The sequence below is a fragment of the Streptomyces sp. BBFR51 genome (genome assembly GCF_044591655.1).
In the GTDB taxonomy this organism is placed as follows: domain Bacteria; phylum Actinomycetota; class Actinomycetes; order Streptomycetales; family Streptomycetaceae; genus Streptomyces.
This window is the reverse complement of sequence record NZ_CP172448.1, coordinates 5,949,093-5,970,405: the sequence shown is the minus strand read 5'-3', so window position 1 is coordinate 5,970,405 and position 21,313 is coordinate 5,949,093. Positions and strand designations below refer to the sequence as shown.

At 72.1% G+C, this 21,313-nt stretch carries 21 protein-coding genes; 4 read left to right on the top strand and 17 right to left on the bottom strand.

Annotated elements, in window-relative coordinates; translation table 11 throughout:
- Positions 1-26: 26 nt before the first annotated feature.
- The 12 genes from ACGH7X_RS27420 to ACGH7X_RS27365 form a co-directional block, all read right to left on the bottom strand.
- Positions 27-614, bottom strand: coding sequence for a hypothetical protein (locus tag ACGH7X_RS27420; protein WP_399889356.1), 588 nt, complete (start codon positions 612-614; stop codon positions 27-29).
- 35 nt (positions 615-649) lie between these two features.
- A complete protein-coding gene (locus tag ACGH7X_RS27415) occupies positions 650-1,234 on the bottom strand; it encodes a GNAT family N-acetyltransferase (protein ID WP_399889353.1) in 585 nt (194 codons plus the stop codon).
- Positions 1,212-3,458, bottom strand: a complete 2,247-nt coding sequence (locus ACGH7X_RS27410; RefSeq protein ID WP_399889351.1) for an MMPL family transporter — start codon at positions 3,456-3,458, stop codon at positions 1,212-1,214. The genes ACGH7X_RS27415 and ACGH7X_RS27410 overlap by 23 nt, the downstream gene beginning before the upstream one ends.
- Before the next feature lie 223 nt (positions 3,459-3,681).
- Positions 3,682-5,196, bottom strand: coding sequence for an Asp-tRNA(Asn)/Glu-tRNA(Gln) amidotransferase subunit GatB (gatB, locus tag ACGH7X_RS27405; protein ID WP_399889348.1), 1,515 nt, complete (start codon positions 5,194-5,196; stop codon positions 3,682-3,684).
- Positions 5,197-5,211: 15 nt separating this feature from the next.
- Entirely contained in the window at positions 5,212-5,451 is a 240-nt protein-coding gene (locus tag ACGH7X_RS27400; protein ID WP_217162355.1) for a hypothetical protein, read from the bottom strand.
- Entirely contained in the window at positions 5,448-6,941 is a 1,494-nt protein-coding gene (gene gatA / locus ACGH7X_RS27395) for an Asp-tRNA(Asn)/Glu-tRNA(Gln) amidotransferase subunit GatA (protein ID WP_399889345.1), read from the bottom strand. Before gatA ends, ACGH7X_RS27400 begins: the two co-directional genes overlap by 4 nt.
- Positions 6,942-6,946: 5 nt before the next feature.
- Positions 6,947-7,243 carry an Asp-tRNA(Asn)/Glu-tRNA(Gln) amidotransferase subunit GatC gene (gene gatC, locus ACGH7X_RS27390; RefSeq protein ID WP_003973500.1) on the bottom strand — a complete coding sequence of 99 codons (297 nt, stop codon included), beginning with the start codon at positions 7,241-7,243 and terminating at the stop codon, positions 6,947-6,949.
- Between the two features lie 306 nt (positions 7,244-7,549).
- Positions 7,550-9,772 carry a cyclic Di-GMP phosphodiesterase RmdB gene (gene rmdB / locus ACGH7X_RS27385; RefSeq protein WP_399889342.1) on the bottom strand — a complete coding sequence of 741 codons (2,223 nt, stop codon included), beginning with the start codon at positions 9,770-9,772 and terminating at the stop codon, positions 7,550-7,552.
- A 258-nt stretch (positions 9,773-10,030) separates the two neighbouring features.
- Complete coding sequence (ligA, locus tag ACGH7X_RS27380) at positions 10,031-12,226, bottom strand: NAD-dependent DNA ligase LigA (RefSeq protein WP_399889339.1); 2,196 nt, start codon at positions 12,224-12,226, stop codon at positions 10,031-10,033.
- A gap of 15 nt (positions 12,227-12,241) precedes the next feature.
- Positions 12,242-13,237 carry a methionine synthase gene (locus tag ACGH7X_RS27375; protein WP_399889336.1) on the bottom strand — a complete coding sequence of 332 codons (996 nt, stop codon included), beginning with the start codon at positions 13,235-13,237 and terminating at the stop codon, positions 12,242-12,244.
- 167 nt (positions 13,238-13,404) lie between these two features.
- Complete coding sequence (locus ACGH7X_RS27370; protein ID WP_399889333.1) at positions 13,405-14,094, bottom strand: SDR family oxidoreductase; 690 nt, start codon at positions 14,092-14,094, stop codon at positions 13,405-13,407.
- A gap of 27 nt (positions 14,095-14,121) precedes the next feature.
- Positions 14,122-14,661, bottom strand: a complete 540-nt coding sequence (locus tag ACGH7X_RS27365) for a TIGR00730 family Rossman fold protein (RefSeq protein WP_055421834.1) — start codon at positions 14,659-14,661, stop codon at positions 14,122-14,124.
- A gap of 92 nt (positions 14,662-14,753) precedes the next feature.
- Here ACGH7X_RS27365 and ACGH7X_RS27360 point away from each other — a divergent pair, with 92 nt between their 5' ends.
- Positions 14,754-15,086, top strand: coding sequence for a DUF427 domain-containing protein (locus ACGH7X_RS27360; RefSeq protein ID WP_399889330.1), 333 nt, complete (start codon positions 14,754-14,756; stop codon positions 15,084-15,086).
- 37 nt (positions 15,087-15,123) lie between these two features.
- Positions 15,124-15,903: an alpha/beta fold hydrolase gene (locus ACGH7X_RS27355; protein ID WP_399889327.1), complete on the top strand. Its 780-nt coding sequence runs from the start codon at positions 15,124-15,126 to the stop codon at positions 15,901-15,903.
- 22 nt (positions 15,904-15,925) lie between these two features.
- Here the strand turns inward: ACGH7X_RS27355 and mnmA are convergent, their stop codons facing one another.
- Complete coding sequence (gene mnmA / locus ACGH7X_RS27350) at positions 15,926-17,056, bottom strand: tRNA 2-thiouridine(34) synthase MnmA (RefSeq protein ID WP_399889324.1); 1,131 nt, start codon at positions 17,054-17,056, stop codon at positions 15,926-15,928.
- 60 nt (positions 17,057-17,116) lie between these two features.
- On the opposite strand from mnmA, the gene ACGH7X_RS27345 reads away from it, so the two are divergent.
- The gene (locus tag ACGH7X_RS27345; RefSeq protein WP_399889321.1) at positions 17,117-17,884 is read left to right on the top strand and encodes an N-acetylmuramoyl-L-alanine amidase; all 768 of its coding nucleotides are present in this window, start codon (positions 17,117-17,119) and stop codon (positions 17,882-17,884) included.
- Between the two features lie 10 nt (positions 17,885-17,894).
- On the opposite strand, the gene ACGH7X_RS27340 is transcribed toward ACGH7X_RS27345, so the two are convergent.
- The 3 genes from ACGH7X_RS27340 to ACGH7X_RS27330 all read right to left on the bottom strand — a co-directional run bounded on the left by ACGH7X_RS27340 (position 17,895) and on the right by ACGH7X_RS27330 (position 19,641).
- Complete coding sequence (locus ACGH7X_RS27340; RefSeq protein WP_399889319.1) at positions 17,895-19,064, bottom strand: cysteine desulfurase family protein; 1,170 nt, start codon at positions 19,062-19,064, stop codon at positions 17,895-17,897.
- 92 nt (positions 19,065-19,156) lie between these two features.
- Positions 19,157-19,441, bottom strand: a complete 285-nt coding sequence (locus ACGH7X_RS27335) for a DUF4190 domain-containing protein (protein WP_399889316.1) — start codon at positions 19,439-19,441, stop codon at positions 19,157-19,159.
- Between the two features lie 32 nt (positions 19,442-19,473).
- Entirely contained in the window at positions 19,474-19,641 is a 168-nt protein-coding gene (locus ACGH7X_RS27330; protein ID WP_399889313.1) for a hypothetical protein, read from the bottom strand.
- 115 nt (positions 19,642-19,756) lie between these two features.
- Here ACGH7X_RS27330 and ACGH7X_RS27325 point away from each other — a divergent pair, with 115 nt between their 5' ends.
- Complete coding sequence (locus ACGH7X_RS27325) at positions 19,757-20,383, top strand: TetR family transcriptional regulator (RefSeq protein ID WP_399889309.1); 627 nt, start codon at positions 19,757-19,759, stop codon at positions 20,381-20,383.
- Between the two features lie 61 nt (positions 20,384-20,444).
- Here the strand turns inward: ACGH7X_RS27325 and ACGH7X_RS27320 are convergent, their stop codons facing one another.
- Entirely contained in the window at positions 20,445-21,305 is an 861-nt protein-coding gene (locus ACGH7X_RS27320) for a thioesterase family protein (protein ID WP_399889306.1), read from the bottom strand.
- Positions 21,306-21,313 lie beyond the last annotated feature (8 nt).

Here is a 21,313-nt window from a genome sequence, read left to right as displayed (position 1 = left end):
GCCCTAAGACCCCTCAGAAGCCCTGGTCAGCCGGTGGCGGGCAGCCCGAGCAGAACGTCCGTGTACTTCAGGACGGCCAGCAGCAGGCCGATGACGCCGAGGGCGACGCCCGACCAGGCGACCGACTTGATCCACGGGGCCTGCGGGCGGCCGGGCGCGCCGAACGCGGGGCGGGCCAGTACGACGGCGCCGACGATCAACGCGACCAGGGCGAAGATGCCGCCCCACATCGCGGTGGCGTGCCAGGCGTTGCCGTAGCCCTTCTCGATGAGGGTGCCGACGTCGGAGGTCGAGGACGTCTCCAGCTGGCCGATCAGCGACTCGCGCGCGGAGGCCACGGTGCCGACCCAGCTGCCGGTCAGCGAGACGATGCCGAGACCGGCGGAGACGACGGCCCCGGCGCCCTGGCCCACGCCGGTGGGGCCGCCCTCGGCCCCGTCGGTGCCGTCGGTCTTCTCGGTCTCGTCGGCCCCGTCCGCGACGTCCGCGTCGGTGGCCTCCGCGTCCTTCGTAGCGGCCTCGGTGGCCTCAGTGGCCTCAGTGGCCTCGGTCGCCTCGTCCGTCTTGTGCTCGTCGGTCTTCACGCCGGTCTCGTCCACTGTCTTCGTTCCCATGCCTCGCACCGTACGGACGCTGTCTGAGAGGTCCCTTAATGATCCTTTTGGACGGCACGCGCGCGTGCCTCGCGTGCCGCACGCCACTCGGGTGCGAGCACCGCCCACACCTCCATGTCCTGGCGGGCACCCCGGTAGGGGAAGCTCTCGCGCAACACGCCCTCACGCATCATGCCGAGTCGCCGGGCGGCGTTGACACTCGGGGTGTTCGCCGACGAGGCGTGCCACTCCACGCGGTGCATGCCGCGCTCGTCGAAGGCCCAGTCGATCAGCACGCGGGCGCCCCGGGTGACCAGGCCGCGCCCGGTGCCGGCGGGTTCCAGCCAGCAGCCGATCTCGCAGACGCCGGTGGCGGCGTCGAAGACGCGGTAGAGCAGGCCGCCGACGAGCCTGCCGTCCAGCCACAGCCCGTGCAGGAAGCCGCTGTCGGTCGCGTGCCGGTCGGCGTAGGCCTGGAGCACCTCACGTGCGGAGTCGACGTCGGTGGCCTTCGCCCCGAAGGGAATGTGCTCGGTGATGAAGTCCCTGCCGCGGTCCAGGTGGGCCAGGAACTCCTCGGCGTGCCAGGTCTCCAGGGGGCGCAGTTCGGCTCCGTCGTCACCCAGTGATATCGCGTACATCCCGCTGCCGTTCCTCCTCCGCGAGGACGTCCGCCACTCCGGCGTCCGTCACGGCGGCCAGCCTCTCATGTGCGGCCCGGCACTCGGGCGGCTCGATGCTGATGCGCGGCAGCAGGGCGTCCAGGCGGCGCGGCAGCCACCAGTTGGCGCGGCCGAGCAGGTGCATCAGGGCGGGCACCAGGAGGGTGCGCAGCACGAAGGCGTCCAGAGCGACTGCGGCGGCGAGCGCGATGCCGAACATGGCGATCACCCGGTCGCCGCTGAGGACGAAGGCGAGGAAGACCGAGATCATGATGACGGCGGCGGAGTTGATCACGCGGCCGGTCTCGGCGAGTCCGACCCGGACGGCGCGGCGGTTGTCGCCGGTCTCCAGCCATTCCTCGTACATCCGGCTGACGAGGAAGACCTGGTAGTCCATGGAGAGCCCGAAGAGTACCGAGACCATGATCACGGGCAGGAAGGGCTCGATCGGCCCGGCGCTGCCGAGGCCGAGCAGTTCGCTGCCCCAGCCCCACTGGAAGATCGCGACGACGACTCCGAAGGCGGCGGCCACGGCGGCGACGTTCATGGCGGCGGCCTTGAGGGGGATGCCGACGGAGCGGAAGGCCAGCAGGAGCAGCAGGCAGCCCAGGCCGACGACGACACCGACGAAGAGGGGCAGCTTGCCGACGATGACGTCGGCGAAGTCGTCGTAGCCGGCCGTCACGCCGCCCACGTGCACGTCGAGCGCGGTACCGGCCTCGGCGCGGGGCAGCACCTCGGAGCGCAGCCGCTCGACCAGGTCGCTGGTCTGCTGGGACTGCGGTGCCGACTCGGGTACGACGGTGAGGTACGCGGCGTCGCCGCCGGAGTTGTACATCACCGGTGTCACCGACGAGACGCCCTCGGTGGTGCGCAGGGTGACGTCGAGGTTGTCGAGGGCGAGGCGGTCCTCGGCGCCGCGGACCTCGGTGACCAGGGTGAGCGGGCCGTTGACGCCGGGGCCGAAGCCGTCGGCGAGGAGGTCGTAGGCCTGGCGGGTGGTCGTGCCCCTGGGGTCGTTGCCCTGGTCGGAGGTGCCGAGGCGCAGGCCGAGGGTGGGCAGCGCGATCAGGGTGATGACGACGAGGGCGAGGGCGCCGAGCAGCTTGGGGTGGCGCTCGACGAAGGACGACCAGCGGGCGGCGAACCCGGTGGGCACCTCGGGTTCGGGCCCGTGCTCGGCGAGCCGGCGTCGCTCGCGCCGGCTCAGGGCGCGTGGGCCGATGTACGACAGCAGGGCCGGCAGCAGCGTCACGGAGGCCGCGACGGTGAGGATCACGGTCAGCGAGGCGGCGACGGCGACACCGTTGAGGAAGCTCAGCCGGAGGATCAGCATGCCCAGCAGGGCGATGCAAACGGTGGCACCCGCGAACACGACGGCACGTCCGGTGGTCGCCACGGCCTCGGCGGCGGCCTGGGCCACGGGCAGGCCCCGTTTCAGTCCGCGCCGGTGTCTGGTGACGATGAACAGGGCGTAGTCGATGCCGACGCCGAGTCCGATGAGGGTGCCCAGCATGGGCGCGAAGTCCGCGACGGTCATGGCGTGACCGAGGAGGGTGATGCCGGCGTAGGCGGTGCCGACGGAGACCAGCGCGATGGCGATGGGCAGCAGGGCCGCGGCGACGGTGCCGAAGGCGAGGAAGAGCACGACCGCGGCCACGGCCACGCCGACGGCCTCGGCGAGGTGACTGCCGGTGGATTCGGTGAGCGCTATGGCGCTGCCGCCCAGTTCCACCCGGAGCCCGTCGGTCTCGGCCGCCTTGGCGGTGTCGACGACGGCCCGTGCCTCGTCCGCACCGATGTCCCGGGAGGCGTCCCCGAGGGTGACCGGGGCGTAGGCGGTGTGGGCGTTCTCGGTGATCAGGGGCGAGTCGGGGTCGTCGTACGGGTTGGTCACCGAGGCCACCCCGGGCAGTTCCGCGATGCGGTCCAGGGTGCGGTTCATGGCCTGTTCGACGTCGGCGGCGCGGACGGTGTCGGTCGTGGTGTGCCAGACGATGGTGTCGCTGTCACCGCCGAGGCCGGGGAAGCCGGAGTCGAGCAGCTGGGAGGCGCGGTCGGAGCCGGTGCCGGGGATCCCGTAGTCGTTGGAGTACGCGGAGCCGGTGACCGTGGCGGCCGCGGCGACGACGCCGAAGGCGAGCAGCCAGAGCAGGACGGCTACGAGGCGACGTCGTACACACCAGCGTGCGAGGGCTGCCACGAACGTGCTCCCAGGGGTGTCTGATTGTGGATCTTTGACCGGGAACACCGGAAACAGTCGTCCATGGCGTGTACGACCCGCAAAGAACGCATGAGCAATGCGGTGTCACTCTTGCAGGCAGAAATGATCCTTTGCGGACTTAGTGGGCTTCTTCACAACAACGGCCCTGGGGGGACGCGTCGAGATCGACGCGTCCCCCCAGGGCTCGCGGTGTAGCGGGGCCTCAGCCCTCGGTGACGCCCAGCTTTTCCAGGATCAGCTCCTTGACGCGGGCCGCGTCCGCCTGGCCCCGGGTCGCCTTCATGACCGCGCCGACCAGGGCGCCGGCCGCGGCCACCTTGCCGCCGCGGATCTTGTCCGCGACGCCCGGGTTGCCGGCGATGGCCTCGTCGACGGCGGCGGTCAGCGCGCCCTCGTCGGAGACGACCTTCAGGCCGCGCTTGTCGACGACCTCGTCCGGCGTGCCCTCACCGGCGAGGACGCCCAGGATGACCTGGCGGGCCAGCTTGTCGTTCAGCTCGCCCTTGGTGACCAGTTCGGCGACGCGTGCGACCTGGACCGGCGTGATGGCCAGCTCGTCGAGCGCCTTGCCCGACTCGTTGGCGCTGCGGGCCAGCTCGCCCATCCACCACTTGCGGGCGGAGGTCGCGTCGGCGCCGGCGTCGATCGTGGCGACGATCGGGTCCAGCGCTCCGGCGTTGAGGATGGACTGCATGTCGTTGCCCGAGATGCCCCACTCCTCGCGGAGCCGGTTGCGGCGCACCAGCGGCAGCTCGGGCAGGGCGGACCGGATCTCCTCGACCCACTCGCGCGAGGGGGCCACGGGCACCAGGTCGGGCTCCGGGAAGTACCGGTAGTCCTCGGCCTCCTCCTTCACGCGGCCCGAGGTGGTGGACCCCGTGTCCTCGTGGAAGTGGCGGGTCTCCTGGATGATCGTGCCGCCGTCGTTCAGTACGGCGGCGTGCCGCTGGATCTCGAAGCGGGCGGCACGCTCCACGGAGCGCAGCGAGTTGACGTTCTTCGTCTCGCTGCGGGTGCCGAACTTCTCCCGGCCGTGCGGACGCAGCGACAGGTTGACGTCGCAGCGCATCTGGCCCATCTCCATGCGGGCCTCGGACACGCCGAGGGCACGGATGAGTTCGCGCAGCTCACGGACGTAGGCGCGGGCGACCTCGGGGGCGCGCTCGCCCGCTCCCTCGATCGGCTTGGTGACGATCTCGATGAGCGGGATGCCGGCGCGGTTGTAGTCGAGGAGGGAGTGCGAGGCGCCGTGGATACGGCCCGTCGCGCCACCGACGTGCAGCGACTTGCCGGTGTCCTCCTCCATGTGGGCGCGCTCGATCTGGACACGGAAGGTCTCCCCGTCCTCCAGCTGCACGTCGAGGTAGCCGTCGAAGGCGATCGGCTCGTCGTACTGGGAGGTCTGGAAGTTCTTCGGCATGTCCGGATAGAAGTAGTTCTTCCGGGCGAAGCGGCACCACTCGGCGATCTCGCAGTTCAGCGCGAGACCGATCCTGATGGCCGACTCGACGCCGATCGCGTTGACGACCGGGAGCGCGCCGGGCATGCCGAGGCAGACGGGGCAGGTCTGGGTGTTGGGATCGGCGCCCAGTGCGGTCGAACAGCCGCAGAACATCTTGGTGTGGGTGCCGAGTTCGACATGGACCTCGAGGCCCATGACGGGGTCGTACGACGCGAGTGCGTCCTCGTACGACACCAGGTCGGTCGTGGTGGTCACGGTGAAACTTCCCTCTCAGCCCAGCAGGACGTCGTCGTCGCCGAGGCGCTTCAGCTCGCGGTAGAGGATGGCGAGGTTGGTGACGACCGCGGCGCCGGTCACGACGGCGTCGAGCAGCCGCAGCGTGTCGCTCTCGCCACGCGCCTTCTTGATCTGCTTGTAGACCCCGACGGCGCCGAACGCCGACGTGGCCATCGAGACGTACAGGCCGGACCGGGACTTCTTGAAGCCCTTGGCCTTGGTCAGTGCGCTCACAGCGACGGTGCCTCCTCGATCAGCGGGTGGCCCCACCTTTCCACGAAGGCGGCCTCGACCGCGGCGCCGACCTTGTAGAGCCGGTCGTCCTTCATGGCGGGGGCGATGATCTGCAGACCCACCGGCAGGTTGTCCTCGGGAGCGAGGCCGCAGGGCAGCGACATGGCCGCGTTGCCCGCCAGGTTGGTGGGGATGGTGCACAGGTCGGCCAGGTACATCGCCATCGGGTCGTCGGCGCGCTCGCCGATCGCGAAGGCGGTGGTCGGGGTCGTCGGGGAGACGATCACGTCGACCTGCTCGAAGGCCCGCTCGAACTCCTGCTTGATGAGGGTGCGGACCTTCTGGGCGCTGCCGTAGTACGCGTCGTAGTACCCGCTCGACAGGGCGTACGTGCCGAGCATGATGCGGCGCTTGACCTCGGGGCCGAAGCCGGCCTCGCGGGTCAGGGAGGTGACCTCCTCGGCGGAGTGCGTGCCGTCGTCGCCGACGCGCGCGCCGTAGCGCAGGCCGTCGAAGCGGGCGAGGTTGGAGGAGCACTCGGACGGCGCGATCAGGTAGTACGCCGACAGCGCCAGGTCGAAGGACGGGCAGTCCAGCTCGACGACCTCGGCGCCCAGCGACTTCAGCAGTTCGACGGACTCGTCGAAGCGCTGGATGACACCGGCCTGGTAGCCCTCGCCGCGGAACTGCTTGACGACGCCGACGCGCATGCCCTCGACGCTGCCGTTGCGGGCGGCCTCGACGACGGCGGGGACCGGGGCGTCGATGGAGGTGGAGTCCATCGGGTCGTGCCCGGCGATCACCTCGTGCAGCAGCGCCGCGTCCAGGACCGTGCGGGCGCAGGGGCCGCCCTGGTCGAGGGAGGAGGAGAACGCCACCATGCCGTAGCGGGAGACGCCGCCGTACGTCGGCTTGACGCCGACCGTGCCGGTGACGGACGCGGGCTGGCGGATGGAGCCGCCGGTGTCGGTGCCGATGGCGAGCGGGGCCTGGAAGGCGGCGAGGGCCGCGGAGGAGCCGCCGCCGGAGCCGCCGGGGATCCTGGTGAGGTCCCAGGGGTTGCCGGTGGGGCCGTAGGCGCTGTTCTCGGTGCTCGACCCCATGGCGAACTCGTCCATGTTGGTCTTGCCGAGGATGACGACGTCGGCGGCCTTGAGCCGCTGGGTGACGGTCGCGTCGTAGGGCGGGATCCAGCCCTCGAGGATCTTCGAGCCGACGGTGGTGGGGATGCCCTCGGTGGTGAAGATGTCCTTGAGCGCGAGGGGGACGCCGGCCAGCGGGCCGAGCTTCTCGCCGCGCTCGCGCTTGGCGTCGACCTCGCGGGCCTGCGCGAGCGCGCCCTCGCGGTCGACGTGCAGGAAGGCGTGCACCTTCTCGTCGACGGCGTCGATGCGGGCCAGGTGGGCCTCGGTGACCTGGACGGCGGTCAGCTCGCCGGAGGCGATCTTCGCGGCGATCTCGGCCGCGGTGAGCTTGATGATGTCGCTCATGGCGATTACTCCTCCCCCAGGATCTGCGGCACCTTGAAACGCTGCTGCTCCTGGGCCGGGGCGCCGGAGAGCGCCTGCTCGGGCGTGAGCGACGGACGGACCTCGTCCGGCCGCATGACGTTCGTCAGCGGCAGCGGGTGCGAGGTCGGCGGTACGTCTTGGTCGGCGACCTCGCTGACGCGGGCGACCGCGCCGATGATGTCGTCCAGCTGTCCCGCGAAGTGCTCGAGCTCTTCGGGCTTCAGCTCCAGACGCGCCAGCCGGGCGAGGTGGGCGACCTCCTCGCGCGTGATGCCAGGCATGCAGCGTTCCTCTGGGTGAGTGTGTGGTCGGGGCAAATCGGCCGGTACCAGTCGCTTGTCCCGGACGGTTTGGCCCAATCCTATGGCGCCGGGCCGCGTGGCCGTTAAACGGTTTCCCCGAGGGCCGCTCCGCTACGGAACGAACGGCGACATCTTCGGCCCCCTGGCGATGCTGTGGACGGGCTCAGCCCGCGAAGAGCGGGCCGGCGCCCCTGGTGCGGGGCGGCCGGCAGCCTCAGGAGACCCGCGACGGACGGCTCGTCCCGCCGCTCGGGTGCTTCGCGCCGCGGAACACCGCGGGCCGGCTCACTCGTCGGTCGCCACCGCGGGCAGGGCGGCGGCGGCCCGCACCCAGCCCCGCGAGCCCCGGGCGAGCAGCCAGGCGGTGGTCTCGTCGGGCGGCATGGCGGCGGCCACCAGCCAGCCCTGTACGGCGTCGCAGCCCAGGTCGCGCAGGCGCTCCCAGGTCTCGTCGTCCTCCACGCCCTCGGCGACGACGAGCAGTCCGAGCGAGTGGGCGAGGTCGACGGTGCAGCGCACGATCTCGGCGTCCTCGTTGTCGATGGCCAGCCGGGCCACGAACGAGCGGTCGATCTTCAGCTCGCTGACGGGGAGCCTGCGCAGGTGGACGAGGGAGGAGTAGCCGGTCCCGAAGTCGTCCAGGGACATCTTCACGCCGTGCCCGGTCAGCGCGTTGAGCGTGTCGGCCGCGCGCTGCGGGTCCTCCAGGAGGACGTGCTCCGTGATCTCGAGTTGGAGCGCTCCCGCGGGAACCCCGTGCCGGGCGAGCCGGGCGGCCACCGAGCCCGCGAACCCGGGGGTGTGCACGTCGCGCGGGGAGACGTTGACCGCGACGGGCACGAACAGGCCCTGGGAACGCCACCGGGCGACCTGTTCGAGCGCCGTCTCCAGCACGTACTCGGTGAGGTGGGGCATCAGCCCGGAGGACTCGGCGATCGCTATGAACTCGTCCGGCGGCACCTTGCCGCGCTCGGGGTGCACCCAGCGCACCAGGGCCTCCAGGCCCGCGACCTGTCCGTCGAAGCGGACCTTGGGCTGGTAGTGCAGCTGGACCTCGTGGGCGTCCAGCGCCCGGCGCAGGTCGCCCAGCAGACCGAGCCGGTCCGGGGTGTTGGAGTCCCGCTTGGACTCGTAGACCTCCACGCCCGTACGGTCGCGCTTCGCCTGGTACATCGCCACGTCCGCGCGGCGCAGCAGCCCCTCGGCGTCCAGCGCGTGGTCGGGGAAGACGGCGACGCCGGCGCTGGCCTCCAGGACCAGGGTCAGCCCGTCCAGGTCCATCGGGGAGCTGAGCGCGGCCACCAGGCCCCGGGCCATCCGGGTCGCCGACGTGGTGGAGTCGGCGACGGGCAGTAAGACGGCGAACTCGTCGCCGCCGAGCCGCGCGGCCTCCGCCCCGCGCGGCAGGGCCTGCCGCAGCCGGTCGGCGGTCTGCAGCAGCAGCCGGTCGCCGGCGAGGTGGCCGAGTGTGTCGTTGACCGACCGGAAACGGTCGAGGTCGATCAGCATCAGGGCGGCGCGGGCACCGATCCGCTCGGCGTCGTCCAGCGCGGTCCAGGTCCGCTCGAGGAGCCACTGCCGGTTGGGCAGCCCGGTGAGCGGGTCGCGCAGCTGCTCCTCGGCCCGGGCGCGGGCGATCCACAGGGTGGAGTCGAGGGCGATGAGCGGGATGGCGAACAGCGGCAGCAGCAGCGGCTTGGCGACGGCGACGACGCAGACCAGCGGGGCGATGCCGAGCAGCGCGACGGCGACCAGGCCCTGTCTGACCAGGGCGGTGCGGGCGACGGTCGGCAGGCCGGGGCGCGGCGTCTGCAGGTACCACAACAGGGCGCGGGTGACGGCGAGGTAGGCGACGGCGACGAGCACCACCTTGGGCGCCGCGTACACGCCCCAGGTGTTGGGGTCCCACGGGTGCTCCACGGACGGTACGGAGCCGCAGACGCCCAGCACCAGGGCGCCCGCGGCGATGCCGAGGATGTCCACCGCGCCGTGCAGGACCCCCTGCCGCCAGCGGCCCCGGCGGGCTATGCCGACCAGGACGACGACGGTGAGGCTGACCATGCCGGCCGGAACCCAGCCGTACAGCAGCAGGACGGCGAGGGTGAGGGCGGCGCCGGAGCCGGTGCCGCCCCACCAGCGGGAGCGGCCGAGCATGACCAGGTGGCCGACGACGATGCCGGCCAGCACGGCCAGGGACCAGCCGACGGTGCCGGACGGGAAGAGGGCGTGACCGTCGGTGAACGCCCGGTAGAAGCCCGCGCCCAGGACGAAGGCGGCGGCCGCGACGACCGTCGCGGGCAACGCGGGCCAGGACAGGTGCCGTTCGCCGTCGGGGTCGGGCAGGCCGGGGGTGTGGCCCGCGGCCTGCTGCACGGGGCCGCGCACGACCGGCGCGGGACGCGGGACGCCGCCATCGCGTTGCCCGAGCCACCGGCTCACGTGCCACGCGCCCACCATGCGACGCAGGCGCAGCCGTGAGCCCGCGGCGGCGCTCTCGGTCGGTTCCATTCCCGTCCCTCTCACAGCCGGCGGTGCCCACGCCACGCGGGCGCCGCCTCGACCACCTTCAACGGCTCCGCGTTGGAGACCCCTTCCCCTGTCACTGGGGACAGGGGGATGCCCCCGACCGCGGCTGGGCACGGCAGGCGCACACCTCAACAGTAGGCCGCGGAAGGCTTCCAGGGGCACTGGTCGTCGACGGTTGCCCGAATGCGACCCGGCCACCCGTATGCATCTGATATGCGCCGATCGGGGGGCCTTCAACCGCTATTCCTCAGCCGAAAGCGCGACACCCGCCGCCGCTTCGGCTCCCTGTTCGAGCAGGACGACGAAACCGTCCTCGTTCAGAACCGGCACTTTCAGCTGCATCGCCTTGTCGTACTTCGACCCCGGATTGTCACCGACCACGACGAACGACGTCTTCTTGGACACCGATCCGGTCACCTTGGCGCCCCTGCTCTGGAGGGCGTCCTTGGCTCCGTCCCGGGTGAAGTTCTCCAGGGTGCCGGTGACGACGACGGTGAGCCCCTCCAGCGGGCGCGGCCCCTCGTCCTCCCCCGTCGAGCGGTCCTCCAGGGGAACGCCGGCCGCCTTCCACTTGCGGACGATCTCGCGGTGCCAGTCCACCGCGAACCATTCCTTGACGGCGGTGGCGATGGTGCCGCCCACCCCGTCCGTGCTCGCCAGCTCCTCCTCGGTGGCCTGTTCGATGCGGTCGATGGAGCGGAACTCCCGGGCGAGGGCCTGGGCGGCGACCGGTCCGACGTACCGGATGGAGAGACCGTTGATGAAGCGGGCGAGCGGGCGGGCCTTGGCCTCCTCGATGTGCTTCAGCAGCGCGAGGGTGTTCTTCTTCGGCTCGCCCTCCTTGTTGGCGAAGACCGTGGCGATCTTCTCCTCACCGGTCTTGGGGTCGCGCTTGGGCAGCCCGCTGTCCGGGTCGAGGACGTAGGCCCTGATGGGCAGCAGCTTCTCGACGGTGAGGTCGAAGACGTCGCCCTCGTCCACCAGCGGCGGCTCGGACGGCTCCAGCGGGCCCGTCAGCGCGGCCGCCACGACCCCGCCGAAGTGCTCGATGTCCAGGCACTCCCGGCCGGCGAGGTAGGCGACACGCTCGCGCAACTGGGCCGGGCAGGCGCGGGCGTTGGGGCACCTCAGGTCGATGTCGCCCTCCTTCATCGCCTTCAGCGGCGTCCCGCACTCGGGGCACTTCTGCGGCATCACGAACTCCCGCTCGCTGCCGTCCCTGAGGTCGGCGACCGGCCCGAGGATCTCCGGGATGACGTCACCGGCCTTGCGCAGCACCACGGTGTCGCCGATGAGGACGCCCTTGGCCTTGACGACCTCCTGGTTGTGCAGGGTGGCGAACTCCACCTCGCTGCCGGCCACCGTGACCGGCTCGACCTGCGCGTACGGCGTGACGCGGCCGGTGCGGCCGACGCCCACCTTGATGTCGACGAGCTTGGTGTTGACCTCTTCGGGCGCGTACTTGTACGCGATGGCCCAGCGGGGTGCGCGGGCCGTGGAGCCGAGCCGGCCCTGGAGGCGGATCTCGTCGAGCTTGACGACGACACCGTCGATCTCGTGCGCCACGGAGTGCCGGTTCTCGCCGTAGTACGCGATGAAGTCCCGTACGCCGTCCAGGCCGTCGACCACCCTGTTGTGCGGGGAGGTGGGCAGGCCCCAGGTCTTCAGCAGGTCGTAGGCCTGGGAGAGGCGGGTCAGGCCGGAGAAGCCCTCCAGGATGCCGATGCCGTGGACCACCATGTGCAGCGGGCGGGAGGCGGTGACGCGCGGATCCTTCTGGCGCAGCGAACCGGCCGCCGCGTTGCGCGCGTTGGCGAAGGGCTTGTCCCCCGCCTCGTTCAACCGGGCGTTGAGTTCCTGGAACTTCTCCATCGGGAAGTAGACCTCGCCGCGGATCTCCACGCGGTCGGGGACCTCGTCGCCCGCCAGGCGCTCGGGGATCTCGGCGATGGTGCGGACGTTGGGCGTGATGTCCTCGCCGGTGCGGCCGTCGCCGCGGGTGGCCGCGCGGACGAGACGGCCGCGCTCGTAGGTGAGGTTGACAGCGAGGCCGTCGACCTTCAGCTCGCACAGGAAGTGGTACTCCTGCTCGCCCAGCTCCTTGGCGATGCGCTCGGTCCAGGCGCCGAGTTCGTCGTCGTTGAAGGTGTTGTCGAGGGAGAGCATGCGTGAGGGGTGCGCTACGGCCGTGAACTCCGTCTCGTAGGAGCCGGCGACCTTCTGGGTCGGGGATTCGGGGGTGCGCAGCTCCGGATGCCGCTCCTCCAGCTCCTCCAGGGTGCGCAGCAGCCGGTCGAACTCCGCGTCGCTGACGACGGGGGCGTCCTTCACGTAGTACCGGAAGCGGTGCTCCTCGATCTGCTCAGCGAGCTGCGCGTGCTTCTCCCGCGCCTCGGCGGGCACGCTTGTCGTCTCCGCTTGCTTGTCGCCGGCCACCGTATGGTCCTCCCGTTACTCTGGGTTGTCCGCGAGGGATCTCGCCGCCTGGACGCAGTGGGCGAGCGCGCGGCGGGCATACTCCGGGGAGGCGCCCGCGAGTCCGCACGCCGGAGTGACGGTGACCGCCTCCGCGAGCAGCTCCGGGCGCAGCCCCAGCCTGCGCCACAGCGTCCTGACACCCATGACGCTACCCGCAGGGTCTGACAACGCGGCGTCCGTGCCGGGCACGACACCGGCGAGCAGCCGGGTGCCGCCCTCGACCGCCTCGCCGATCGCGTCGTCGTCACGCTCGGTGAGGAGCGCGAAGTCGAAGGAGACGCCCGCGACGCCCGCGCGGCGCAGCAGGGCGAACGGCACGTCCGGTGCGCAGGAGTGGACCACGACCGGTCCGCCTTCGTGCACCCCCGCGATGTCGCGCAGGGCCGCCTCGACCACCTGGCGGTCGACGGCGCGGTGGGTGCGGTAGCCGCTGGCGCTGCGCACCTGGCCGCGCAGGACGGCGGTGAGGGACGGTTCGTCGAGCTGGAGCACGGGCCGGGCGCCGGGCACGCGGCGCCGGACCTCCGCCAGGTGCAGGCGCAGTCCTTCGGCGAGGGAGGCGGCGAGGTCGCGGCTCGCGCCGGGGTCGGAGAGGACGGCCTCGCCGTTCCTCAGCTCCAGGGCGGCGGCGAGCGTCCAGGGGCCGACGGCCTGGATCTTGAGCGGCCCCTCGTAGCCCTGGGTGAACTCCTCCAGCGCGTCGAGGTCCTCCCCGAGCCAGGCGCGGGCCCGCTTGGTGTCCCGCCCCGGCCGGTCGCCGAGCCGCCAGCCACTGGGCTCCACGCGCGCGTACAGCTCGACGAGCATGCCGGCGGTGCGGCCGATCATGTCGGCGCCGGGGCCGCGGGCGGGCAGTTCGGGGAGGAAGGGGAAGTCCTCGAAGGTGCCGGTGGCGGTTTTGGCGGCCTCGCGGGCGTCGTCCCCGGGGAGGGAGCCGATGCCGGTGGCGGGGGCGAAGGTGTCGTTCACGTGAGAAGCGTACGCAGGGGTGTGGGACCTGGATTCGCCCCTGCCGCCCCTTCCCGTCCCGACCCCGGGGGCTGCCGCCCCCGGACCCCCGCTTTCGGCCCTGAACGGGCCTCGTCCGCAAGCGCCGGACAGGCTGGATTGTCCCGGCCGGCGTTATGAGAGGGAGCTCACCGTCCTGGGCGCACCGTCAGGTCGTTGATCTCCGCGTCCCTCGGGAGGTCCAGGGCCATCAGGATCGTCGTGGCGACGGACTCGGGGTCGATCCACTTCGACGGGTCGTACTCCTTGCCCTCCTGCTGGTGGACCTTGGCCTGCATGGGGCTGGCGGTGCGGCCGGGGTAGACCGAGGTGACGCGGACGCCGTTCGTGTGCTCCTCCTGGCGCAGGGCGTCGGCGAGGGCCTTCAGGCCGTGCTTGGACGCGCCGTACGCGGCCCAACCGGCGTGAGCGTTGAGGCCCGAGCCGGAGTTGACGAAGAGCACGTGGCCCTGAGCGACCCGGAGTTGGGGCAGGAGGAGGCGGGTCAGCTCGGCTGGGGCGACCAGGTTGACGTTCAGCTGGTTGTGCCAGGTCTTCGGGGTGAGATCACCGACCGGGCCCAGGTCGACGACCCCGGCGATGTGCAGCAGCGAGTCCACCCGGTCGGGCAGGCTCTGGTGGGACAGGGCCCAGGACAGCTTGCCCGGATCGGAAAGGTCGCCGACCAGCGTCTTCGCGCCGGGGAACGCGGCGGCCAGTTCCTTCGCGCGGCCGGCGTCGCGCGCGTGCAGCACGATCTCGTCGCCGCGTTCGTGCAGGCGGCGGGCGACGGCCGCGCCGATGCCGGAGCCCGCTCCGGTGATCACATGTGTAGCCATGCCCGTCATGCTCGCATCACGGCGGTTCTACTCGATGCCCTGGCTCTCCTCCAGGTAGGCCAGCGCGCCGACCGGCTCCTCCGCGAAGAACACCAGCTCGGTGAGGGGGCGGGGCAGGAAGCCCTCGTCCTCCATCCGGCGGAACTGCTCCTTGAGGCCGTCGTAGAAGCCCGCGGTGTTGAGCAGGACGACCGGCTTGTCGGTGTGCCCGTGCTTCTTCAGTTCCAGGATCTCGGTGGCCTCGTCGAGGGTGCCGGTGCCGCCCACCATGATCACCACGGCGTCGGCCTTCTCCAGCAGCAGCCGCTTGCGCTCGGCCAGGTCCCGCGCGATGACCATCTCGTCGGCGCCCTCGCGTGCCTTGGCCGCCAGGAAGTCCACCGAGACCCCCAGCAGCCGCCCTCCGGACTCCTGCACGCCGTCGGCGACCACCTTCATCAGACCGACGTCCGAGCCGCCCCAGACCAGGGTGTGACCGCCCTTGCCGAGCAGTTCGGCGAACTCCTTCGCGGGGCGCGTGTAGCGCTCGTCGAGGTCGGCGGCGGAGAGGAAGACGCAGATGTTCATGGGGGCAACGGTACGTTCCCGTCCGGCGGGGAAGAACCCGGCTTCCCGCCGTGCTGAGACCAGGAGAGCCGACCACACCGAGGAGGACGATCGTGACCAAGGGACTCAAGGGACACCGCATCACTGTCGAGCCGAGCGACCGGCACGTGCGCGTGGTGCGCGGCGAGCAGGTGCTGGCGGAGAGCGACAAGGCGCTGGTGCTGCGGGAGACCGGCCTTCCGGAGCGGTACTACATCCCGCCCCAGGACGTACGCCTCGACCTCCTGACCGCCTCCGAAACGCGCACGCACTGCCCCTTCAAGGGAGACGCGTCGTACTGGTCGCTGCCGGACGCGGCCGACCTGGTGTGGGCGTACCCGGACCCGAAGCCGGAGGTGGCGGAGATCAAGGACCACCTCTGCTTCTACGACGTCGAGGTGTCCTGAGCGATGAATCGCGTGCCGTAAGGCAGTCTGCACAGGCATGGAGAAGAAGACCCTTTCGCGAGACGGCACGCCCATCGCCTACGAACGCACCGGGCGGGGCCCGGCCGTCGTCCTCGTCAGCGGCGCCATGTCGACGGGCTCGACGGTCGCGCCGCTGGCCGCGGAGCTGTCGGACCGTCTCGACGTGACCGTGTACGACCGCCGGGGCCGCGGCGAGAGCGGCGACACGGCGCCCTACGCCGTCGAGCGCGAGATCGAGGACCTGGCGGCGCTGATCGAGACGCTGGGCGGCGAGGTGTCGCTGTACGGCATGTCGTCGGGCGGCGCGCTGGTGCTGCGGGCCGCGGCGAGCGGGCTGCCGGTGCGCCGGGTCGCCGTGTACGAGGTGCCGTACGCCATGGACGACGCCGCGGTACGGGCCGCGGCGTCCTACACGGAACGGCTGACCGAGGCGCTCGGGCAGGGCCGGCTCGGGGACGCGGTGGAGGAGTTCCTGCGCCACACCGGCCTGGGCGAGGAGATGATCCAGGGGGCCCGGCAGTCTCCCATGTGGGCGGGCATGGAGTCGGTGGCGCCGAGTCTGGCGTACGACGACGCCGCGATGGGCGACAGCCGGGTCCCAAAGTCCGAGCTGGCGTCGGTCACCGCTCCCCTGCTGGCCCTGGCGGGCGGCGCGAGCGACGCCTGGTGGCACGAGGCGGCCCGCGCGATCGCCGGGGCGGCTCCCGACGGCGCCTACGGCACCGTGGACGGGCAGACCCACATGGTGGAGCCGGGCGTGCTGGCGCCGGTGCTGGTGGAGTTCCTCACGCGGTGAACCGGCGCCCGGAGGCTCGGGGTCAGGCCGCGCCGGCCGTCACGCGGGTCGTGGACGCGATCGTCGCCGAGCCCACCACGCGGGTGCCGTCGTACAGGACGATCGCCTGGCCGGGGGCGACGCCGCGCACGGGCTCGGTGAAGGACACGTCCAGGGCGCCGTCGACCAGCTCGGCCCGCACCTCGGTCTCGCCGCCGTGGGCGCGGAGCTGGGCCGTGTAGGTGCCGGGGCCGGTGGGGGCGGCGCCGCACCAGCGGGGCTTGATCGCGGTGAGGGCGCCGACGTCCAGCGCGTCCGCCGGGCCCACCGTCACGGTGTTGTCCACGGGCGAGATGTCCAGGACGTAGCGCGGCTTGCCGTCGGGGGCCGGGGTGCCGATCCTCAGGCCCTTGCGCTGGCCGATGGTGTAGCCGTAGGCGCCCTCGTGGGTGCCGAGCCGGTTGCCCGCCTCGTCGACGATGTCGCCCTCCGCCTTGCCCAGCCGGTTCGCCAGGAAGCCCTGGGTGTCGCCGTCGGCGATGAAGCAGATGTCGTGCGAGTCGGGCTTCTTGGCGACCGCGAGGCCCCTGCGCTCGGCCTCCGCGCGGATCTCGTCCTTGGTGGTGAGGGTGTCGCCGAGCGGGAACATGGCGTGCGCGAGCTGCCGGTCGTCCAGCACCCCGAGGACGTAGCTCTGGTCCTTGGCCATGTCGGAGGCGCGGTGCAGCTCGCGGACGCCGTCCTCGCGCAGGATCACCTTGGCGTAGTGGCCGGTGCAGACGGCGTCGAAGCCGAGGGCCAGCGCCTTGTCGAGCAGCGCGGCGAACTTGATCTTCTCGTTGCAGCGCAGGCACGGGTTCGGGGTGCGGCCGGCCTCGTACTCGGCGACGAAGTCCTCGACCACGTCCTCCCGGAAGCGGTCGGCGAGGTCCCACACGTAGAACGGGATGCCGATGACGTCGGCGGCGCGGCGGGCGTCGCGGGAGTCCTCGATGGTGCAACAGCCCCGCGCGCCCGTGCGGAAGGACTGCGGGTTCGCGGAGAGCGCGAGGTGGACGCCGGTCACGTCGTGCCCCGCCTCGGCCGCGCGGGCGGCGGCGACGGCGGAGTCGACTCCGCCCGACATGGCGGCGAGGACGCGGAGGGGGCGGGTGCGCTGCGGGGTCTCAGTCATAACCCCTCCAGAGTACGGGGAGCCGGGAACCGGAACGCGCGCATATGCGTTGAAGATCGTATGGGGGCGAAGCAGGGATCCACGAGCGGATCCACCGGAGGGTCCGCGAACGGCGGTTCCACGAGCGGGTCCAAGGACGGCGACCGGCGCATCGGCCGCCGGGCGCTGCTCGTCGGCGGTACGGCGGCGGCGGTGGGCACGGCCGTGCTGGCGCGCGACGAGCTGGCCCGCCTGTGGTGGCGGGTGCCGGGCGTAGAGCGGCCCCGTGAGGAGGGCGCGGTCGACTACTCGGGCGCGCGCTGGGTGTCCGCGTCGGACGCGAACTGGCGGCGGGCGGACCGGCCGGACGACTTCGGCATCGACATGGTGATCGTCCATGTCACGCAGGGCAGCTTCGACAGCGCCGTGCGGGCCTTCCAGGATCCGGGGCACAAGGCGGCCGCGCACTACATCGTCGGGCAGGACGGGCGCGTGACCCAGATGATCCGCGAGCTGGACGTGGCGTACCACGCGGGCAACCGCGACTACAACGAGCGCAGTGTCGGCATCGAGCACGAGGGCTTCGTGGACCGCCCGCAGGACTTCACGGACGCGATGTACGCCGCCTCCGCGCGGCTGACGGCGGCGATCTGCGCGCGGTACGAGATACCCCTGGACCGCGAGCACATCATCGGCCACGTGGAGGTGCCGGGCACCGACCACACCGATCCGGGGCCGCACTGGGACTGGGAGCGGTACCTGAAGCTGGTGCGACGCGCGGCCACGAGCGCCCCGTCCGGCAGTCCGTCGAGCAGTCCTTCCAGCAGCCCCTCGCGCTCCGGCGTCTAGGAATCCCGCGTCAGGTCAGGCCCGCCGCCCGGGCCCGTTCCACCGCGGGCCCGATCGCCTTGGCGAGCGCCTCCACGTCGTCCGGGGTGGAGGTGTGGCCCAGCGAGAAGCGCAGGGTGCCGCGGGCCAGGTCGGGGTCGGTGCCGGTGGCCAGCAGGACGTGGCTGGGCTGCGCGACGCCCGCGGTGCAGGCGGAGCCGGTGGAGCACTCGATGCCCTGGGCGTCGAGCAGGAGCAGCAGGGAGTCGCCCTCGCAGCCGGGGAAGGTGAAGTGGGCGTTGGCCGGCAGCCGGCCTCCCGGCGACGGGTCGCCGCCGAGGATCGCGTCCGGCACCGCCGTGCGCACGGCGTCGACCAGGTCGTCGCGCAGGGCGCCGATCTCGCGGGCGAACCACGCGTGCTGTTCGGCGGCGACGCGGCCGGCGACCGCGAAGGAGGCGACCGCGGGGACGTCGAGGGTGCCGGAGCGCACGTGGCGTTCCTGGCCGCCGCCGTGCAGGACGGGTACCGGGGTGTACTCCCGGCCCAGCAGCAGCGCGCCGATGCCGTAGGGGCCGCCGATCTTGTGGCCGGAGACGGTCATGGCGGCGAGCCCGGAGGCGGCGAAGTCGACCGGCAGCTGGCCGAAGGCCTGGACCGCGTCGGCGTGCAGCGGCACGTCGAACTCGGCCGCCACGTCGGCGAGTTCACGGACCGGCATGATCGTGCCGATCTCGTTGTTGGCCCACATGACGGTGGCGAGGGCGACGTCGCCGGGGTTGCGGGCGACGGCCTCGCGCAGTGTCTCGGGGTGGACGCGGCCGTGGGCGTCGACGGCCAGGTACTCGACGGTGGCGCCCTCGTGTTCGCCGAGCCAGTGGACGGCGTCGAGGACCGCGTGGTGCTCGACGGGGCTGGCCAGGACGCGGGTACGGGCCGGGTCGGCGTCCCGGCGGGCCCAGTACAGGCCCTTGACGGCGAGGTTGTCGGCCTCGGTGCCGCCGGAGGTGAGGACCACCTCGCTGGGGCGGGCGCCGAGCGCCTCGGCGAGGGTCTCACGGGCCTCCTCGACGGTGCGCCGCGCCCGGCGGCCGGACGCGTGGAGGGAGGAGGCGTTGCCGGTGACGCTCAGGTGCGCGGTGAGTGCCTCGACCGCCTCGGGAAGCATCGGGGTGGTCGCGGCGTGGTCGAGGTAAGCCATGGTGCGGCCGATTCTACGGGGCGCTTGTGCCCGGCATCGGACCAAGGTTGGCCTCGTCCGCCCGCGGGTGGCCGCGCGGCCGGTGGGCCGGCTCACAGACTCCAGGACATCGTGCTGTCCGCGGACATGACCGCCACCAGGACCAGCAGGTCGGCGACGCCCAGACCGAGTCCGAGCAGGGCCCGGCCGCGGCGGGCGGTGCCGCGCCACAGGGCGACGGCCGCGAGGACGATGGCGATCGGCCCCAGGAAGACGTTGAGGACGAGCAGGCCGAGCAGGCCGAGGACGAAGGAGGCGACGGCCATGCCGTCGGTGTCCCGGATGCCGGTCCGGCGGGTGGTGCCGGCACTGCGGGTGGCCGGTGCGGTGAGCTGCATGAGGTTCTCCCTGCTGTGCGACGGTTCGTGCGTCAGTGGGCGGAGGTGCTCCGTCGGCGGCCGTGCCGCTCGCGGATCGCGAAGATGCCGAGCCAGACGGCGATGACCAGGCCGGCGGCGACGGAGAGGGTGAGCGGTGCGTGGGCGACGGTGCCCAGGACCACACCGAGGAGCAGGAGTGCGACGACGAGAAACAGCATGGTTCGGATCCCCCAGCCTTCGGCGAACGATTGCGGTTACAGTTGTTCACTGACTCCTCAGTCTAGCGCGCCGCACGGCTTTTCAATTCCAGAGAACAGTTGTTAACTGCATGGCATGAGTCACACCTCCGGCGTTCGGCAGGCGCAGAAGCAGAAGACCCGGCAGGCGCTCCTGGACGCAGCGCTCGGCCTGCTGGAGGAGCAGAGCCTGAGCAGCCTGGGACTGCGCGAGGTCACGCGCGCCGTGGGCGTCGCCCCGACCGCCTTCTACCGGCACTTCCGCTCCACGGCCGACCTCGGTGTGGCACTGGTCGAGGAGGCGCTGGGCAGCCTGCACCCGATGATCCGGACCACGGTGTCACCGGCCGAGGACAGCGACGAACGCATCGCCCGCGCGGTGGAGTTGATCGCCGGCCATGTGGCCGCGCATCCGGCACACGTGCGTTTCATCGCCCGGGAGCGGCACGGCGGGGTGCAGCCGGTGCGCGAGGCCATACGGGAGCAACTGGCGCGGTTCGCCGAGGAGGTGAAGGCCGAGCTGGCCAAGGACGCGGCGTCGGCGGGCTGGAGCGATGCCGACCTGCGGATGGTCGCGGGCCTCTACGTCGACCAGATGCTGATCACGGCCTCGCTGTTCCTGGAGGCGCTGGAGGCTCCGCAGGAGGAGCGTCGGCGAGCGGCGGAAACGGCGGCCCGGCAGCTGCGGCTGATCAGCATCGGCCGCGCGCACTGGCTGGACTGACGCGTGGTCGGCCGCCGGGGTACGGCTCGGTCCCGGCGGCCGGACGGACGTGTCGCGCGGGTCAGCCGAGCCGGACGCGGGCCAGCTGGCGGGACTGGGCGACCAGACGGTCGGCGCTGTCCCAGACCTCGGCGTCCTCCTCCAGGAAGCCGCCGGCGAGGTTGCGGGTGGTGATGGAGACCCGCAGCGGGCCGGTCGCCGGGCGGCACCGCACGTGCACGGTCAGCTCGACCGTCGGCACCCAGCCCTTGAGCCCCAGTTCGAAGGCGGTCGGCGGCAACGCGTCCACCGCGAGGAGCAGCGAGAGCGGGTCGGCGTCGCGGCCGTCGGCGAGCCCGAACCAGGCCCGCATCTCGCCCCGGCCGGAGGGCTGCCCCAGCGCCCAGCCCAGCGTGGCGGGGTCGAGCTTGAGCATCAGGCGGTCGGCGATGGCCGAACTGCCCTCCACGGGGGCGGGGCCGTCCTCCGCACCGAAGCACTGCTCCAGGGGCGGGATCGTGGGCGGCGTCGCCGAGGTGCGGACGTCGTCGGGCAGCGCGTCGAGGTCGCCGTAGGAGGCGAGGACGCGGATGCGCTCGACCTCGTTGCCCTCGTCGTCGTACTGGAAGAGGGAGGCCTGGCCGGTGGAGAGGGTGCGCCCGGTGCGGACGGGCTCGGTGCGCACGACCGCCGGGCCGGGCCGGGAGGCGGTGAGGTAGTGCGCCGAGACGGTGAACGGGTCGGGGTGCGGGAGGGCTTCGCCGAGGGCGCGGCCCAGGACGGCCAGCAGATAGCCGCCGTTGACGGCGTTGCTGATCGTCCAGCCGGCCGACAGGTCGATGTCGTAGACGCCGGGGGTGCGCCGGGTGACGGCGGTGTCCCGGTCGAACTCGCTGTCGCCGATGGTGGCCCGTGTGGCCGCTGCGGAGGCTGCTTCTGGCATGACTGCAC